The organism is Massilia brevitalea, from assembly GCF_030711405.1.
Lineage (GTDB): Bacteria > Pseudomonadota > Gammaproteobacteria > Burkholderiales > Burkholderiaceae_D > Telluria > Telluria brevitalea.
On record NZ_JAULSI010000038.1, the window covers coordinates 1 to 16,440 of the forward strand.

The 16,440-nt window shown below is 65.3% G+C and carries 13 protein-coding genes; 7 read left to right on the forward strand and 6 right to left on the reverse strand.

Annotated features, from left to right (window positions below; translation table 11 throughout):
• Both QWL29_RS20660 and QWL29_RS20665 read right to left on the reverse strand, forming a co-directional pair.
• Nucleotides 1–225, reverse strand: a 225-nt coding sequence (locus tag QWL29_RS20660; protein WP_441295512.1) for a transposase-like zinc-binding domain-containing protein, incomplete at its 3' end; no start/stop codon positions are given.
• 141 nt (nucleotides 226–366) lie between these two features.
• A complete protein-coding gene (locus QWL29_RS20665) occupies nucleotides 367–555 on the reverse strand; it encodes a hypothetical protein (RefSeq protein WP_305824761.1) in 189 nt (62 codons plus the stop codon).
• 371 nt (nucleotides 556–926) lie between these two features.
• On the opposite strand from QWL29_RS20665, the gene QWL29_RS20670 reads away from it, so the two are divergent.
• From QWL29_RS20670 to yecR, 4 genes are all read left to right on the forward strand, one after another.
• A complete protein-coding gene (locus QWL29_RS20670; RefSeq protein ID WP_305824762.1) occupies nucleotides 927–2,294 on the forward strand; it encodes a hypothetical protein in 1,368 nt (455 codons plus the stop codon).
• Nucleotides 2,287–2,997, forward strand: coding sequence for a hypothetical protein (locus QWL29_RS20675; RefSeq protein WP_305824763.1), 711 nt, complete (start codon nucleotides 2,287–2,289; stop codon nucleotides 2,995–2,997). Before QWL29_RS20670 ends, QWL29_RS20675 begins: the two co-directional genes overlap by 8 nt.
• A gap of 21 nt (nucleotides 2,998–3,018) precedes the next feature.
• A complete protein-coding gene (locus QWL29_RS20680; RefSeq protein WP_305824764.1) occupies nucleotides 3,019–5,841 on the forward strand; it encodes an ATP-binding protein in 2,823 nt (940 codons plus the stop codon).
• Nucleotides 5,842–6,353: 512 nt separating this feature from the next.
• Nucleotides 6,354–6,677 carry a YecR family lipoprotein gene (gene yecR / locus QWL29_RS20685; RefSeq protein WP_305824765.1) on the forward strand — a complete coding sequence of 108 codons (324 nt, stop codon included), beginning with the start codon at nucleotides 6,354–6,356 and terminating at the stop codon, nucleotides 6,675–6,677.
• 137 nt (nucleotides 6,678–6,814) lie between these two features.
• Here yecR and QWL29_RS20690 read toward each other — a convergent pair whose 3' ends face one another.
• The 3 genes from QWL29_RS20690 to QWL29_RS20700 form a co-directional block, all read right to left on the reverse strand.
• A complete protein-coding gene (locus QWL29_RS20690) occupies nucleotides 6,815–7,327 on the reverse strand; it encodes a CcdC protein domain-containing protein (protein ID WP_305824766.1) in 513 nt (170 codons plus the stop codon).
• A gap of 289 nt (nucleotides 7,328–7,616) precedes the next feature.
• Entirely contained in the window at nucleotides 7,617–12,062 is a 4,446-nt protein-coding gene (locus QWL29_RS20695; RefSeq protein ID WP_305824767.1) for a translocation/assembly module TamB domain-containing protein, read from the reverse strand.
• Nucleotides 12,062–13,978, reverse strand: a complete 1,917-nt coding sequence (locus QWL29_RS20700; RefSeq protein WP_370663724.1) for an autotransporter assembly complex protein TamA — start codon at nucleotides 13,976–13,978, stop codon at nucleotides 12,062–12,064. The genes QWL29_RS20695 and QWL29_RS20700 overlap by 1 nt, the downstream gene beginning before the upstream one ends.
• Before the next feature lie 152 nt (nucleotides 13,979–14,130).
• Here QWL29_RS20700 and queC point away from each other — a divergent pair, with 152 nt between their 5' ends.
• Nucleotides 14,131–14,850: a 7-cyano-7-deazaguanine synthase QueC gene (queC, locus tag QWL29_RS20705; protein WP_305824769.1), complete on the forward strand. Its 720-nt coding sequence runs from the start codon at nucleotides 14,131–14,133 to the stop codon at nucleotides 14,848–14,850.
• A 157-nt stretch (nucleotides 14,851–15,007) separates the two neighbouring features.
• Here queC and QWL29_RS20710 read toward each other — a convergent pair whose 3' ends face one another.
• Nucleotides 15,008–15,382 carry a hypothetical protein gene (locus QWL29_RS20710; protein ID WP_305824770.1) on the reverse strand — a complete coding sequence of 125 codons (375 nt, stop codon included), beginning with the start codon at nucleotides 15,380–15,382 and terminating at the stop codon, nucleotides 15,008–15,010.
• Nucleotides 15,383–15,610: 228 nt separating this feature from the next.
• Here QWL29_RS20710 and QWL29_RS20715 point away from each other — a divergent pair, with 228 nt between their 5' ends.
• Together QWL29_RS20715 and QWL29_RS20720 are read left to right on the forward strand one after the other, a co-directional pair.
• Nucleotides 15,611–15,871, forward strand: coding sequence for a hypothetical protein (locus QWL29_RS20715; RefSeq protein WP_305824771.1), 261 nt, complete (start codon nucleotides 15,611–15,613; stop codon nucleotides 15,869–15,871).
• A 55-nt stretch (nucleotides 15,872–15,926) separates the two neighbouring features.
• Nucleotides 15,927–16,427, forward strand: coding sequence for a hypothetical protein (locus QWL29_RS20720; protein ID WP_305824772.1), 501 nt, complete (start codon nucleotides 15,927–15,929; stop codon nucleotides 16,425–16,427).
• Nucleotides 16,428–16,440: the final 13 nt, after the last annotated feature.

Below are 16,440 nucleotides of genomic sequence, written 5' to 3' on the forward strand. Positions count from 1 at the left end.
CGAGAAACAGCGGTAGCGCTGCAGGTGATTCGCGTGACCATGCCGGTGCCAGCGCTCGCACTGGCAATGAGGGCAGCGTCGGCCCGCGGACCGGCATTGTTCGATCAGGGCAAGCACCTGGTGCAACCCGGCCGCCGGGCGCAGGGCGTCGAGGACCTGCAGCCGCTGGGGCTGGTTCAGTGCGGGCAAGGCGGCAAACCACTTCGTGAAGCGAGGTGCTTTCATGGTCGACCCGTATCGATGGCGATACGGCTTGGACCGAGAATGAGCTCAGCAGTTCAACCCTCATCCATAGCTAACGGTGACAGCGCCAATAAAAAAGCCGGCGTCGCGAAGACGCCGGCTCTCGCTTGTTCGGCCAGCCGATCAGTAATCGTAGCCGCACATGTCGCGCAGACACGCCGTGCGTTCCGCGGCGCATTCCGCTGCCGGGGTACCGCCGGCAACGCAGACACGGTAGTCAGACGCGCAGTAGAACTCGCAGCTGGCAAAGGCCGGTGCGGCGGCGGCGCCCAGGCCGATGGCAAACAGCAGGGTGGCAAGTTTCTTGTTCATACTCTCTCCTCATTCATGATGCAAGGGTGTTATTGGTGTGAAGCTGCGCCGTTGCGTCGCAGTGGCTGGGGACCGGGAAGGGGCTCAGGCTCCCGCGGTCATGCTTAGAATCAACCTCTGCCGTATGTGTGTCAAACCGGCATGCATATATATGCTTACCTCATAAGAAAAGCGCATTCAGAAGCTGGTCTTGTGATTCATGCAAGCCTTGCGGAACTGCCAGATTTTTGTGTCGTTTGTGCAAAACCACACAGGCCGCCGGGGAATATTGCTGACGATTAAGCTAGCTGAACTGTTATACTGGCGCCCCCCGCGGACACATCGGCTTGCCTGCTCAGGCAGTGCGGTCCGCATGCAGACTGGTATCCCAAATGATCGACACACAGGCGGCCCTCGCCGCGGAACCCCATGGCATTGCACAGGACGAGCTCGATCCGCTCCAGGTGCATTTCCAGAACGGCATCGCGCCGGACGAAATCGAGCAGGTTTTCCACCTCAAGAAGGCCCAGCCCATGCTGTCGGCCTTTTCGGCGCTGTTCCACGGCAGCCAGGACGGCGTGCTGGTGCGCCTCTTGGTGCTGCGCGAACTGGCCGCCGACACCGCCAGCTCGGCTTTCAGCCGCGCCGACATCAACCAGAAGCTGGCCTACCTGATCCCGGAAAGCCTGGAAACGGTGCTGAACCGCCTGCGTACCCATGGCCTCCTGGCCTGGGACGCGCCGAGCGCCGTCTACCGCATCACGCCGCTGGCGAGAAACGTGTTGTCCGCGCTCGATACGCTGCTGGCGCTGGGCAAACCCGAGGACGACGAAGCCGAGATGGGCTTCCTGCTGTCCCAGGTGGCCGGCGCCCAGGCAGTCGGCGGCGTGACGGTCGAACAGCTGAAACACCTGCTGGGCCGCCTGGTCGAACTGACCGAGGAATTCCGCGATGCGATTGCCTCCGGTTCCGAATTCAAGCTGCGCAATTCGCAGGCGAAGTGGCACATGGCCTGCGACTGGGTCGAGAAGGGTTCCGTGATCCTGCGCGCGATCACCTCGGACGAACGCGCCGATTCGGCGACGCACAAGGCGGCGCAGGCCATTGGACGGGCACAGAGCGCGCTGCTGAACATGCAGGGCATGTTCTCGCGCGCGCTGAACCAGATCGAACGCCAGCGCGTGCACCTGGGCCAGTCGGGCCTGTCGACCACCGATGTAAAACGCTGGCTGCTGGCGCACGAGGATCTGGCCAGCCTGGCCGAAGGCGCCATCGACCGCCCGGTGGTGCCGCTGTTCGGCACACCGGCCGAGATGATCGACGTCGCCGAGACCGAGCTCCTGGCGGAACGCGCCGTGGTCGTCGGCCCGAAAGGCCTGCCGAGCGGCCAGGATGCGCCGCTGACCATCGACGACAACCCTGCCATGCAGGCCGAACTCGACGACTGGATCAACAAGCTGGCCGACTTCGCCAACCTCGGCAACTTCCCCGAATTCTCGGACACCGGCCCGAAAAAGGTCCAGCTGCACGAGTCGCTGCTGCCGGCATCGTTCGCCGTGGCGTCCTACCGCGCCTCGCTGCTGCCGCTCCTGGGCGACGCCTCCGAGGCCAGCCTGCAGGGCGCCACCGCCGAACTGGCGCGCCTGCCGGTGCGCTTCGAGGCGCGCGACGAGTTGATCCAGCTCGACGACCCGGAAGTCGCCGCCATGTCCTTTGCAACCCTCTCACTAGATCTCGAAAGCGGCACGCCGAATGAATGACGATGCACAAATCCTGATTGCGCGCCTGCTCACGCACCAGACCCTGCGCCGCGACGACAAGATGGTCAAGCGCGCGCTGTCGGACGAGACCTTCCGCGGCGAAGTCGACAAGCGCCTGCTGGAGTCGGGCCTGAAACTGCTCGACAACGTGTACGCCGACCACGTCACCATCGCCCTGCACCGCAACGTGGAACCGAAGATCTTCGGCGCCAAGGACATCTGGCAGAACAATAACTTCGGCCTGACGCGCGACGGTGTGGCGCTGCTGGTGGTGCTGTGGGCGCAGATCATCCTGCCCAAGCGCGAGCGCCAGGAAACCCATACGAGTTTTGCGGACGACCAGAGCGACATGTTCGACAAGGACGCGCCGATCCCGCGCGCCGAAGATGCGTCGATCGGCATTTCGTACACGGCGCTGCTGTCGGACTTCGGCGACAAGCTGGGCAAGAAGACGCGCATGGACATGAACCTGGGCGTGCTCTCGAAACTCGGGTTCATCGAACGCCGCGGCGACGTGATCCTGGAAGGCCCGCTGCTCGACCTGATGATGGACACCGACCTGCTGAAGGAACGCATCATCAACGGCGCCCTGTCCGACGTGTTCAAGCGCGCGCCGCTGGCCGTGGTGCCGCGTAAAGCGCCCGGGTCTGCCAATGATGCCGCGAACGACGCCGAAGCCGACGCCGAATCCCTCGATAATTGAAGCTGAGCGAACTGAGACACCATGTTCCACATTAAATCACTTGAGCTGGTCCACTGGGATTACTGGCAGCGCATCAAGAACATCCCGCTCGACGCCAAGATCATCACCATCGCCGGCCAGAACGGCTCCGGCAAGACCACGCTGCTCGACGCCCTGCGTACCCTGTTCGGCCTCGACTGCTCGATGGGCCGCACCTATAAGCACTATGCGCGCCACTCGGGCCAGCAAAGCGCCTGGCTGCGCGCCGTGGTCGACAACAAGCCGGTCGGGCGCCAGCTGTCGAACCGCCCGTTCCGCCACTCGGGCTTCTTCGCCGACGACGAAGTGACGCTGTTCTGCCAGGTGCAGAAGAACGGCGGCGACTGGAAGCGCCAGTACCTGATGCGGCCGGGGAATGTGCAGATCGAGGAAGTGACCGAAGCATCGGACTGGCTCGGTGTGGAAAACTACCGCAAGCGTCTGGCCTCTGCCGGCCTGTCGCCGGCCATGTCCAAGGTGCTGGCCCTGGAGCAGGGCGAGACCGACAAGCTGTGCGAATACGCGCCGCGCCAGCTGCTCGACCTGGTGTTCCAGGTCTTCGGCGACAAGGAAGTGCTGGACGCCTACGACGAAGCCAAGCGCCACCAGCGCGACACCGAGACGGAACTCAAGCGCTTCGAGGCCGAGCTGGAAACCTCGCGCATCAATCTGGAAGGCCTGCGCCTGCGCGTGGCCAACTTCCACCAGTGGGAAGACCTGAACAAGGAAAAGGGTAGCCTGCGCGAAGAAGTGCTGCCTAGCCTGGAGTACCACGAGGCGCGCGAAAAGGCGGCCGCCATGAGTCGCCACCTGCGCGAGCAGCGCAAACCCATGCTGCAGGCCGATAGCCAGCTGGCCGAGAAGCGCCAGGCGCTGGCCGCTCAGCAGCGCGCGCTGACCGACTCGCAGGCGCAGGAAACCCAGCTGGAGGGGGAAGGCACGGTATTGGCGTCGCGCCTGACCGCCATCAACCAGAAGCTGAAACCGCTGGAAAACCTGCTGGAGCAGAAGGAACGCCTGCAAAAGCTGTCGGCGGAAGCCGGCGCCGACATGGCCGAAGTGGCCTCGCAGCTGGAAGAAAAAGAAGCCGAGCTGGCGCGCCAGCGCGCCGCGCGTGAGGCGGTATCGAGCAAGATCGCGGTCGAGATGCAGACCATCTCGGCCCTGCAGGGCAAGAGCGCCATGCCGGAGCCGGAAGCCCAGCGCCAGATGCGCCGCGCCCTGCGCGACGAGGGTATTCCACACGCCATGCTGTCGGACATCGTCGAAGTGACGGATCCGAAGTGGCAGGGCGCGGTCGAGGGTGTGCTCGGCGGTTACGCCTCGGTGGTGCTGCTGGAGCGCGCCAAGGATGCGCCGGCGGCCTACCGCCTGGCCGAAAAGGAACGCTATCGCCACTTCATCGTGCCGGACTGCGTCGACGCGCCGAAGATGAAGGACGACAGCCTGCTGTCGGTGGTGAACTTCTCGGCCGCGGCGCCGTCGTGGCTGATCGACCAATTGGCGCGTATCGACCGCGTGGATTCGGTCGATGCCGGCTTCAAGTCGGGTTCCGACGAATGGATCACGCCGGACGCCTACCACCGCGAACGCCGTGGCGGTCGCTCGCTGTACGTCGAGCCATCGCGCTACCGTTTCGGCGCGGCGGGCAAGACCCAGCGCCTGGAAGCGATCCAGAAATCCCTGCCTGCGCTGGAAGCCAAGGAAGATGCGCTGACCCTGGCCATCAGTAAACTCGCCGCCGAAGTGGGCGGCCTGAAGGCGCGCATCGCCGGCGTCGACGCAGCCAAGGAGCTGGCGGCGCGCCAGGCCGAATTCGAGGAAGCGACACGTTCGATCGCACCGCTGAAGGCCGAGCGCCTGGAAGTGGGCGCGCGCCTGGGCGAACTGCAAACCCTGACCAAGAACGCGACGGTGGCGCGCACCCGCGCCGACACCGTGTGGCAGAACGCGCGCATGGCCTTGTCGGAAGCGGAAGCGGGCCTGCGCCTGAACCACCGCCGCCAGATCGAGCAGCGCGCCGAGCACGCCAAGGCCTTGCTGGGCATGCGGCGCGAGTGGCGCACGATCCCGGCCAACTGGAAGAACCCGGTGCGCCGTGCGGCCCTCGTGGCCCAGCACCAGAATGCGCACCAGGTGAATTTGCGCCTGTCGTCGCTGGAGCATGCACTGGCGCGCGACGACTGGGAGCTGGACGCCACCGTCATCGACCAGTACGCGCGTTTGAACGAGCAGCTGTCGGGGCGCCAGACGGAGACCGAGGAGCGCCGCTACCAGAACAACCGCGCCATCGAAGCCACGGGCAACGCGCGCGGCGCCTACATCGAGCGCCTGCGCTATACGATCAAGACCTATTCGAAGAACATCAAGGAGTTGGGCGAGCTGGCGGGCATCGATGTCCAGGCCGATCCGGTGCGCCTGGAGAACGACGACGTGCAGCTGGCACAAGCCGGCCTGCACGTGCGCTTCAAGTTCGACGGCAAGGACCAGATCGGGATGAACGACGGCGAGGCCTCGGGCGGGCAGCAGGTGATGAAGTCGCTGGTGCTCTTGATTGGCTTGCTCAAGTCGGAAGAGGGTTCGGGCGGCTTCGTGTTCATCGACGAACCGTTTGCGCACCTGGATATCCGCAACATCCAGCTGGTGGGCGAGTTCCTGAAGAACACCGATGCGCAGTACCTGATGACCACGCCGCTGACGCACAACACCGACGTGTACGACCCTTCGGAACTGACGCTCATCACGAGCAAGAAGAAGAAGGACACGCAGTGGGCGCAGCCGATTTTCGTGCTGCAGCGACGGAAGGAAGAGGCGAAAGCCGCTTGATCAGTGAAGGGGCCCGGATGGGCCCCTTTTTCGTAGGGTGGACGGGTTCCCCGTCCACCCTACGGTTCCGTGTACGCATCGTTCCGCGTGGGCACGGGGTCCTGCACGGCCCGGCCCACCCTACATTGCATCGGCCGCAGGTACTGGCATTCGTAGGGTGGGCACTCGTGCCCACGCGGTCACCCACCATCAAATCAATCCTGCTTGATCGCTTTGCGCAGCTTGTGCCGCCACACGAGCAAGCCTACCGAATACGCGAGGAAGCAAGCGCCTGTCCGCCCCACATACCATGCTCAGCGCTCTCCCGGTAAATTTTGATCGGGGTGCAAACCTGCTTGTGATGCACTTTGGATAAAGCAGCATCCATATTCCACAGAAACCTGGATTCTTTATTACTATGTGCGTTATCAAGTTGAAAATTAACAACAGTCATTATTAATTGCTTTTTAAATATTTATCTAAGGTAAAATATTCTGCTGCATTACTAATTAGATATATTCCTGAGAGAAAACATGAAAGCATTATTTGCCACAATTTTCGCGACTGTCATTTTGGCAGGCTGCGCTGTTCAAGCCCAGATGGTTCCCACGGGCGGTAGCCGAGCCGATGGCACAGTCAAACTTTCGTACGACTACGGCGCACTGCAGGTTCCAAAAGTCAACCCAGCGCAGGGCATTGCTGCCGCAACGGCGCGTTGCAAAGCGTGGGGCTACACCGGGGCCGAAGCATTTGGTGGCGGTACGCGTGCCTGCGCAGACTTCTCGATGGGCAGCTGCAATGTCTACCGCGTGACGGTCGAATATCAATGCACGGGCAATCCCCCACCACGTAGCTGATACCCTTACCATCCATACCCTCTCATTGCGCCGAAAGCTGTCGAGAGGAACAGATGATGAGACAAGCATTAACGGCCCGGTCGATCGAGACCGGGCCGTTTTTCGTTAAGGGCTATGATGGTTACCAACGCCAGTGCTTATGCCTGGTCGATCGCCTTGCGCAGCTTGCCCCGCCACAGCAGCAAGCCCACCGAATACGCCAGGAAGTACGCCCCCGTCAGCCCCACGCACACCATGCTCAGCGGGCTCTCGGTAAACAGCGGCGCCTCCGCCCCCGACCCCTGCAGCGTGTACAGCTCGAACGCGATGTACAGGATGCGCGCAATCAGCACCATCGCCATCACGATCCCCAGCCGCATCGGCGGCGTGAAGTAGTAACCCTCCTGGGTATCCTCGTAACGCGTACGGCGCAGCCCGAACACGCCCCAGAACACGCCCAGCGCCGCACCGGCGGCCAGCGCCGCCAGCTCCATCGGCCGGGCAAGCACCTGGGCCAGCGGCACCAGCACCAGCCCGCCGAACACCAGCACGCCGGTGTAATGACGCGACATGATCGAGCGCTGGCGCGCCATCTGCGTTTTCAGGCGCGAGTAAATGCGCCAGACGAGGATGGGCGTCAGGGCGAGCAGGGCAAGGGTGGTGATGTTCATCGGGGTCGGAAGCGGCCGGTTGAGTCGAAGCGGCCATTGTAGCCGAGGGTCAGGCGGTGCGCCGCCACCCGGGCGGCGCATGATAAGGTTGTTCATCCACGAATGACAGGAGAACCCGACCATGATCCCAGCCACGCACGTGCCGCTCAAAATGCATCGCGCCCCGGACCCGGCCCCCGCCGAAGAGCCCTTGCAAGACCCTTTCGACGCACCGCATCCCCACCACACGCCTGCTCACGAGAACCAGAACGAGGACCCGGTCCCCGATCCGAAGCCGAGCATTCACTAATCAATCAAACGCCCACGCATACAGCACATCGAGTGCCGTATTCGTCCCGGTCTGGAACTGCAAGGTCCAGCGCGGGTTGAGTTTATAACGCAGGCGCACCAGGCTCGACGCCGTGGTCGCGCCCTGCTCGAAGCTGAGGTAAGCACGCGAGGAAATCCGCTTGCCCACCGTGACCACCGTGTTCGCCAGGCCCTCGGCGTCGCCGTTGCGGCCCTGGCCCACGCCGAGTTCGTCCACGCCCAGCGAATTGGCCAGCTTCGAGGTGATGCCGCCGGCGCCGCCCTTGCCGCCCAACAGGGCGCCGGCCGCCGCACTCAGCACATCCTTCTCGTTGCCGCTCGTGCCTTCCATGCCGTGGCCCAGCACCAGCCACGACAGTTTTTCCGAATCCGGCACCGACGGCGTCGACACCAGCTTCGCCACCGGCGCCTGCGCCGTGCCGGTCACCTGCACGCCGGCTTCGACGTTCGTCTCGCTCAGCTGCGTGCCTTCCGGCTGCTTGCGCACGGCCAGCACGTCGAGCGAGGGGTTGTCGTAGCGGCCGTTGAAGGTCAGCACGCCGCGGTCGATGGTCAGCTTCTGGCCATAGGCCGCATACTGGCCACTGGCCACGCGGATGGTGCCGTTCACGCGCGGGTCGCCGTTGCCCACCATGCGCACGCGCGCGCTGCCGGCCAGGTAGGCATCGATGCCCAGGCCGCGCAGGTGGAAGTCGTCGCCCAGGTCGGCCGCCAGGTTGATCGTGAGCGGCATTTCCGCTTCCTTCTTCTGCGGCGCGACTGGCGCGCCGCGGCCCAGCACGATCACGTCTTCGGAAATCGTCGGGCGGCCCTGCGGCGCAAACTCGATCAGCGCGCGGTCGGCCTTGAAGTTGCCGTCCAGGGCGAAGCGCTGGGCGTTGCGCACCAGGTTGGCTTCGCCGGAAACGACTACCGTGCGGTCCGGGCGCGACAGGGCTTCGAGCTTGTTGGCCACCAGGCGCAGCTGCATGGCGCCGTCGGTCCCGAAGCGCACCGAACCGTCGGCGGTGGCATTGCCCTGCACGCCTTCCAGGTACAGGCGCTGCAGCACCAGGCGGTCGCCTTCCAGTTGCGAGCGCAGCTGGCCGTTGCGCAGGCGCACGCCCTGTTCCGGCCAGCGCACGGCGAGGGCGTCGCCGTTCACGGTGCCGTTCAGCGATGGCGTGCCGATGGTGCCGCCGGCCGTCAGGTTGGCTTTCAGGCTGCCGTCGAGTTCGAGGTCGCGCTGGCCGGCGAGCGGGGCCAGCCAGGCGATCGAGGCCATGTCGGCGACCGCCGTCATGCGCAGCGGGCTGTCGGCGTCGACGCGGCCGTTCAGCATTTGCACGGTGCCGTCGACGCGCGCCGAACCGGTACGGGTGCCGTCGAGCGCCACTTGCGTACGCAGCGAGCTGCCCTGCACGTCGGCACGCAAATCCAGCGTGCGCAGGCCCAGGGCCACCGGCACGTCGGCGCCGACGATCGCATCGCCGCCTTCGCGGAACACGTGCACGCCGCCGGCCAGGGCAGGGGCGCCGTTACCGTTTGCCACGCGCATGTCGAGCGACCAGTCGGCGCCCAGGGTCAGGTTCCCCTTCACGTTTTCGCGCAGCGCCGGCGAGAACTGGGCGAGGTAGTTCAGCGGCACGCCGGCCGCCGCACCGCGGCTGTTCCAGCGCGGGCCCTGCTTGGTGAGCGAGGCGATGTTGATGGTGCCGGTCGGGAGCTTGATCACGGCGCCGTTGAATGCCAGCGACTCGGGCGAAGCCAAACCGGCCACGCCGGCGCCCGGCGCCACGCCGATCTTCAACGGCACTGGCTGGGCCAGGGTCATCGCATAGCGGCCCTTGTTCTGCAGCGTGGCCAGGGTGCCGTTCCAGGCATTCCCGCTCCAGCCGCCACGCACTTCGACCAGGGCGTCGAAGTCGTCGCTGCGGCCGGCGGCGCGCAGGGTGTGCGAGGCGCGGGTGCCGTTCGTCTGCAAGCTGGCGGCGGCGATGCGCGTGTCGCCATTCGCATAGTCCAGTACCTGGATGTCGCTGACCAGCGGGTCGGCGCCGCCACGGCCCGAGCCGAGATTCGCGCTGGCGCGCAGCGAGCGTACCGTGTGCGTGCCGGCGAACTTCAGGTTCTGGCCTTCCAGCGCGGCAGTCAGGGACGGGGTTTCCATGGTGCCGGTCAGGGTACCGTTGCCGCGCAGGGCGCCGCCGAAGTCGGGGCCGAGGGCGGCCAGCTGGCCGGCGTCGATGCGCCAGTCGAGCTGGTCGCGGCCGGCGCCGAAGCTGCCTTTCGCCGCGATCACGTTCGGGCCGATGTGCAGATCGACGTCGGTGTTCGAGATATGGCGGCGGTCGGCGTTCAGACGCGCATAGCCCCAGAACGGCGACTTCGACAGCGTGGAATCTTCCACCTTCAAATCGAGCGCGCCGCGCCAGTCGGCGCCGGAGCGGCCGCTGGCGGCAAAGCTGCCGTTGATGCTGCCCGGGAGCGGGCTGCCAAAGGCGGCCGGGTTGAAGCGATTCATGCTGCCGTTCGCCTTGACCTCGACGAAGCGCGCGTCTTCGCTACCGGCGAGCCAGGCTTCGCCGGTCACGCGCAGCTTGCCGTCGTTGGCCTTGCGCTGGGCCGCGACCCAGCCCAGGCCATTCGCATCGACTTCGAAGGTGGTGCGCGGCGCTTGCATGGTGCCGGTGACGACGCCGCTTGCATTTACTGCGCCATACAAATCGGCGCGCAGGGCGGCCAGCTGGCGGCCATCGAGGCGCCAGCTGAGCTTTTCGCCGGGGGCGCCAAAGGCGCCTTTCAGGTCGACCTTGTTCTGGCCGAGGGCAATCGTGGCATCCACGCCGCTCACGTGTTTGGCGTCGGCGGCGAGCTTGCCGCGGCCGGACAGCGGCTGGTCGAACAGGCGGCTCGGGCGCAGGGCGAAATCGGTGTTGACTTTCCATTCGGGCGCCAGCACGCCGGCGGCGTTGATGTCGGCATTCAGGTCGGCTTGCGGATAATCGCCCAGCGCGGCCGGGTTGAAGCGGCTGGCATTCGCCTTGACGTTGAAGGCCTTGTCGTCGGCCAGCTTGGCGTTGCCGGTGACGGTGATCACGCCCTTGCCGGCCAGCAGGCGTGCTTCCTCGATGTCGACGACGTTGTTTTCCAGCTTGGCGCGCGCGGCCAGGCGCAGGCCGGCATCTGACAGGTTCAGGTTCAGCGATTGCACATTGCCGGCATTCGCCACCGCGATGTCGCCGGCGATCTTGGTCGGCTTCATGCTGCCGTGGATCTGCTTCAAATCGAGGCGGTCGGTGTGCAGGGCGAAGTTGGCGGTGCCCAGGCCCTCTTCGTCTTCACCGCGCTGCACGCTGCCGCTGCCGGTAAAGCTGCCGGCGCCGCCGAGGTCGATCAGCACGTCGCTGATCTTCATTGCATCCAGGTTGCCGCCCAGTGCACCGCGCATCGCGCGCAGCGGCAGGCGTTGCTGGTCGATGGTGCCGGTGGCGCCATCATTGACCAGATTGACGCTGCCGGAGATGTTGCGCTTGTCGTCCAGGCTGGCCTTGACGACCAGGTTCAGGTCCGCCGTCGGCAGCTCGGGATTGAAGAAACCCGGGTCGATGTTCTTCGCATTGAGATCCATGCTGCGCAGCGGGATCTCGGCAAACGGCGACAGGGCGATGCGCGCCTGGCCGCCGGCACGGCCGGCCGAACCGGAGGCGTCGAGCTGGGTCAGGTTCAGGTCGCCGCCGGCATGCAGTTTCAATTGCGCCGGGGTGGCGCCGCCGGTCGGCGTGCCGCTCAAGCTGGCGTTCGCGTCGAGCTTGAACGGACGCTGGGCGCCGATGCTGCCGCCCGCTGCCAGTTGGCCCCAGGGCGTCGTGGCCACCGCATCGCTGAGCTGCCATTTCACTTTATCGCCATGCAGGCGCAGGCGGATGTTCGAGATCTCGGTGTTGCCACCCTTGCTCACGAAGGTCGCTTTCGCCAGGCGCGCATCGTCGAGCGCGATCTTGAACGGCGCTTCCAGCGTGGCCGGCATGGTGGTCGGCTCTTCCGACTCGCGCAGGGTTTCCATGCGCAGGTCGGCGGCGTGCAGTTTGCTGATCTCGATGCCGCGCGACAGCAGCTGGCGTGGCGACCAGTCGATGTCGATGTTGGTGGCGATGACCAGCTGCTCGTCGGTGCGCCAGACCAGGCGGTCGATGTGCATGGCGCCGTAGATCGAGCCGCGGATGCCGGTCATGGTGAGCTTGCCGTCGGTGGCGCGCGCGGCGCGTTCGGCGATCATCTGCAGTGTGGTCTCGCGGCCCAGGTACCAGGCGGCGCTGCCGACCAGCACGCCGGTGACGACCAGGCCGATGGCGACGCGGCGCGGCCAGCGCCGTGGTTTCGGCTGGGGCGCCTGTGGCGGCTGCGCGTGCGCAGACGGAGGGTGGTTGTTGTCGACGCTGTCCATCAGAAGGTAAATCCAAGTGAGAAGTGCAGGCGCACCTTTTTAACGGCGTGCCCATAGGCGACGTCGACGTTGATCGGGCCGACCGGGCTGCGCCAGCGCGCGCCCACGCCGTAGCCCGATTTCGGGTGCAGGTCGCTGAACTTGTCGCCGGCATTGCCGGCATCGTAGAACACGGCCACGCCCCATGGTGGGCGGAACCAGTACTGGTACTCGGCGCCGGCGGTGAGCAGGTAGCGCCCGCCGACGATGGCCTCGCCTTCGCGCACGCCCAATTGCTGGTAGCCGTAGCCGCGCACCGACTGGTCGCCGCCGGCACGGAACAGGAAGCTGCTCGGCACGCCGTCCTTGTCCTTCGAGAAGACGGCGCCGGCTTCGCCGCGCAGGATCAGGGTGCCGGTTTCGCCGACCGGGCGGTAATACACGCCGCGCGTATAGCCGCGGATGAATTTTTCGTCGGTCAGCAGCGGCAGCGGCGCCACGCCCACCTGCCAGTTCAGCGCATAGCCGCGCGTCGGCTGCAGCAGGTTGTCGAGCTTGCGGCGCGTGACGTTGTAGGTGAGCGGGATGCTGCGCGAGTAGGTGGCGTCGAGGCCGGCGACTTCGCGCTTTTCGGCCAGCACTTCCAGGGTCAGGCTGCGTTCGAGTTCCGGCGTGCCCCAGGCACGGCGCGCGGCCACGCTGGCGGTAGTCGTGATCTCGCCGCGCACGTCCTCGCGCTCGACGCCGCCGCCGACGCTGTCGTTATAGCCATCGGGCGTGGTCGGCCAATAGAAATCGGCACGCGCGCTCTGGCGCTTCTGTTCGTAGATGATGTCGCTCTTCATGCGCTTGCCGAACACGCTCAGGTCGTCGTAGCCGATCTGGGCGCGGCCGCCGGTATCGGTGGAGAAACCGAGGCCGACTTCGACGTTCTTTTGCTTGTTCTCGGTCACGCGCACCAGCACCGGCAGCACGGTCGGGCCGGGCGCCGGCGGCTTGACGCCGGTGGCGGCCTGGCCGGGGACGGCGGGGGCGTTCGGGTCGGCAGCCGGGGTGGAGGCAGATGCGGTGGCGGATGCATCGGCGGGTGCGCCCGGTGCGCCCGCAGTTGCGTTCGCAGCTGGCGCATCGTCGTCATCGTCCTTCATTTCCTGGATCTCGGCGTTGAGCACGGCGCGCATGTCGGCGCTCACTTCCACGGTCGAGAAGTAGCCGGTCTCCTGCAGGCGCGACTGCAATGCCTGGAGCGCGGTTTCGCTGTATTCGTCGCCCAGCTTGATCTTGTTCAGGTTGGTGATGATCGTGGATGGATAGCGCTTCAGGCCGCGAATGCGCAGCTCGCCGAAGCGCATTTCCGGGCCGCTGTCCATGACCACGCGCAGCGAAGCCTTGCGGGTTTCCGGGTCGACCGTGGCGCTGGTTTCCACCAGCTGCGCGCGCGGGAAGCGCGACTGCACGACTTCGCGCAGGAGATCGCGCTTGGCGCCTTCCCAGTCGGCCTGGCGGAAGCGGGCGCCGACCGGCAGCGACCAGCGGTTGCGCAGGGCCGCGGCGTCGTAGGGCGCACCGCCTTGTTCGAAGGGCACGAAGCCTTGCAGTACCAGGTCGATGTCGCTCACCAGCGTCGGCTCGCCGGGTTCGACGATGACGCGCGCCACCGGGGTGCCGCCGCTGGTATCCAGACCGGCCGACACTTGCGGCGAGTAATAGCCTTCGGTCGCGATCAGGGCCTTGGCTTGCTCGGGGGTGTCGCGCACCAGGCGCTGCAGTTGTTCGAGGTCGACGCGCGAATTGCCGCGCCAGCGCAACAGGTCGAGGTTATCCTCGAGCAAGTCGTCGAGCTGGCCGGGTGCGTCGATGCGCACGTTGTACTTGATGCCCTGGGTATCCTGGGCAGTGGCGGCCTGGGCGCCCAGGACGGCATACACGGACAGCACGATTTGTGCCAAAATCCGCAATCGCCGTGGCGCCGCTACGGTCCGCCCGGATGGTGCGAGGACCATGTCTCTCCATTCAGTGTCAATGCTGAGATCATCTTAACGGAATTGCAAAAAAGCTGGCGAACGATTAACTTCCCTGAATACCACACATGCTGCCTCCCGATACCGCCCTCGTCCTCTTCAGTGGCGGGCAAGATTCCACCACCTGCCTGGCCTGGGCCCTGCAACGTTATGAACGCGTCGAGACCATCGGCTTCGACTATGGCCAGCGCCACGCCATCGAACTGGAAGTGCGTCCGAACGTGCTGCAACAGATGCGTGCGCTCTCGCCGGAATGGGATGCGCGCCTGGGCGAAGACCACATGATCGACCTCGGCTTGATCGGCAAGATTTCCGATACCGCGCTGACGAGCAACGTCGCCATCGAGATGCAGGCGAATGGCTTGCCGAATACCTTCGTGCCGGGCCGCAACCTGATGTTCATGATGGTGGCGGCCACCGTCGCCTACCGCCGCGGCCTGAACGTGCTGGTGGGCGGCATGTGCGAGACCGATTTCTCGGGCTATCCGGATTGCCGCGACGACACGATGAAGGCGCTGCAAGTGGTGCTGAACCTGGGCATGGCCACGCGCACCAAGGTCGAGACGCCGCTGATGTGGATCGACAAGAAGCAGACCTGGGAACTGGCCGAGCAGGCTGGCGGGCAGGCGCTGGTGGACCTGGTGCGCTTCGAGACCCATACCTGCTACCTGGGCGAGCGCGGTGCGCGGCATGACTGGGGTTATGGCTGCGGTACTTGCCCGGCCTGCGCGCTGCGGGCGCGGGGGTATGAGCAATACGCGGCGGAAAAAGCCGCCCGCGGCGGATAATGATGTCGTTGTAGGGTGGGCACTTGTGCCCACGCGGTACGGCGGTTGATATGTGGTTGCGCATGCAAGTAATCGGTTGGCATACGCATCGCCATGTTTGCAGTAGGCGTTGATCAGCCGGTGAGACAGCGTGGGCACAAGTGCCCACCCTACCAAATCACACTGGCTGCGCGTGCACAACCCGATTCTTGCGCGACCGGCTCACCAGGTACCACACCAGCACCACTGCCAGCAGCGGCAGCATGAAGGGCACGATCGCCGCAGCCACCGCCACGCCCGCCACACCCAGCGCCGCCAGCAGCACCACGCCCACCCCGGCAAACACCACCGCCAGCACCACGCCCACCACGACCGCCACCACCACGCCGAGGATGGCGCCCCCGGCCCCGAACAGCAGCGCCAGCACAGCGCCGATCGGCCCATCGACCGTGTCGCCATCGATGGTGAACGAAGCATCGCCAAAGCTGAACAGCAAATCCCAGAGCAGCAGCGCGCACAGGATCAAAACGATGTAGGGGATGATCTTTTTCATGGTGTTCTCCTCGTGAGGTCAGGTGGTATGGCTCCACTCTAGGCCCGTGCCCGGCGCGCTGCGAGCGGCCTGCGACAAACGGCATGTTTGACAGGCCGGAGTGCAGCAAAGAACGATAAACACGCGCAGCCGCTTGACCATTCGTTAACCACTGCTTAAGTCTTTTGACCTTGCAATGCGCGGCTCGCCATCTATACTGACAGCCTGCTTTTGATGTAGGAGGGCCTCATGCATCCTCTCAGCACCATGATGAACTCGCCGTACCGCCAGGACTGGGCAGGTGGGGGACCGAAGGGACCGCCATCGGCGCCGCCTACCATCCCGCCCATCATCATCAATCCTTTCAATCGCGAAGCGCCGAGGCAGCCGAACATCGACCCGCTGCGCACGCCCTTGCCGCCGCCGGTGCGTCCGCCGCGCCTGCCGGGCATGCGCATCCGTGCAAAAGTCGCCTCGGCCAAGCGCGATCTGCCGCACTCGCTTGCCTGATTTCCTCTATGATCTTGCTTTGGGCGCGAGCCCGGCAAGATGGAAGCAGCGAGCAATGAATGACGATGTAAACGACCTGGAAACCGGCGACGACGACGCGCCCGTACAAGAGCCGCGCCTGTGGCAAGGCAATGGCTGGACCGCAAAGGTCATCAAGAACGAAGACGATGAAGGCTGGGCGGTTGCCATGTACAAGGATGGCGAGCGCGAGCCGGCGCTGGTCGGCCCCTGGACCATGGGCCGCGACAAGAAAAACCCGAAGCCGCTCGACGTGAATGCCTTTAACACGCTGATCAAGACGGCCTCGGAAGTCATCCGCCGCCACGAGCAGCACCTGCACGCGATGCTGCACAAAAGCACCGTGGTCTCGACGGAGCAGGGCGAGCTGAAAGTCACGCTCGACATCGTGCCGGACGATGACGACCCGTACGCGATGCTGGCCGCCACCGACGAGATGGGCGAGGAAGTGGCCAAGGTGCGCGTGGCCCCGACCTTCAAGCTGACGCCGGCCTCGGCCCTGGCCTGGATCGAGAACGATTTCCGCGCCCCGCGCTGAGCCATTCGGCAGC

Excerpts from the sequence above, each read along its gene's own strand:
- QWL29_RS20665 (WP_305824761.1), bottom strand. The coding sequence starts at position 555 with ATGAACAAGAAACTTGCCACCCTGCTGTTTGCCATCGGCCTGGGCGCC.
- QWL29_RS20670 (WP_305824762.1), top strand. The coding sequence starts at position 927 with ATGATCGACACACAGGCGGCCCTCGCCGCGGAACCCCATGGCATTGCA.
- QWL29_RS20675 (WP_305824763.1), top strand. The coding sequence starts at position 2,287 with ATGAATGACGATGCACAAATCCTGATTGCGCGCCTGCTCACGCACCAG.
- QWL29_RS20680 (WP_305824764.1), top strand. The coding sequence starts at position 3,019 with ATGTTCCACATTAAATCACTTGAGCTGGTCCACTGGGATTACTGGCAG.
- yecR (WP_305824765.1), top strand. The coding sequence starts at position 6,354 with ATGAAAGCATTATTTGCCACAATTTTCGCGACTGTCATTTTGGCAGGC.
- QWL29_RS20690 (WP_305824766.1), bottom strand. The coding sequence starts at position 7,327 with ATGAACATCACCACCCTTGCCCTGCTCGCCCTGACGCCCATCCTCGTC.
- QWL29_RS20695 (WP_305824767.1), bottom strand. The coding sequence starts at position 12,062 with ATGGACAGCGTCGACAACAACCACCCTCCGTCTGCGCACGCGCAGCCG.
- queC (WP_305824769.1), top strand. The coding sequence starts at position 14,131 with ATGCTGCCTCCCGATACCGCCCTCGTCCTCTTCAGTGGCGGGCAAGAT.
- QWL29_RS20710 (WP_305824770.1), bottom strand. The coding sequence starts at position 15,382 with ATGAAAAAGATCATCCCCTACATCGTTTTGATCCTGTGCGCGCTGCTG.
- QWL29_RS20715 (WP_305824771.1), top strand. The coding sequence starts at position 15,611 with ATGCATCCTCTCAGCACCATGATGAACTCGCCGTACCGCCAGGACTGG.
- QWL29_RS20720 (WP_305824772.1), top strand. The coding sequence starts at position 15,927 with ATGAATGACGATGTAAACGACCTGGAAACCGGCGACGACGACGCGCCC.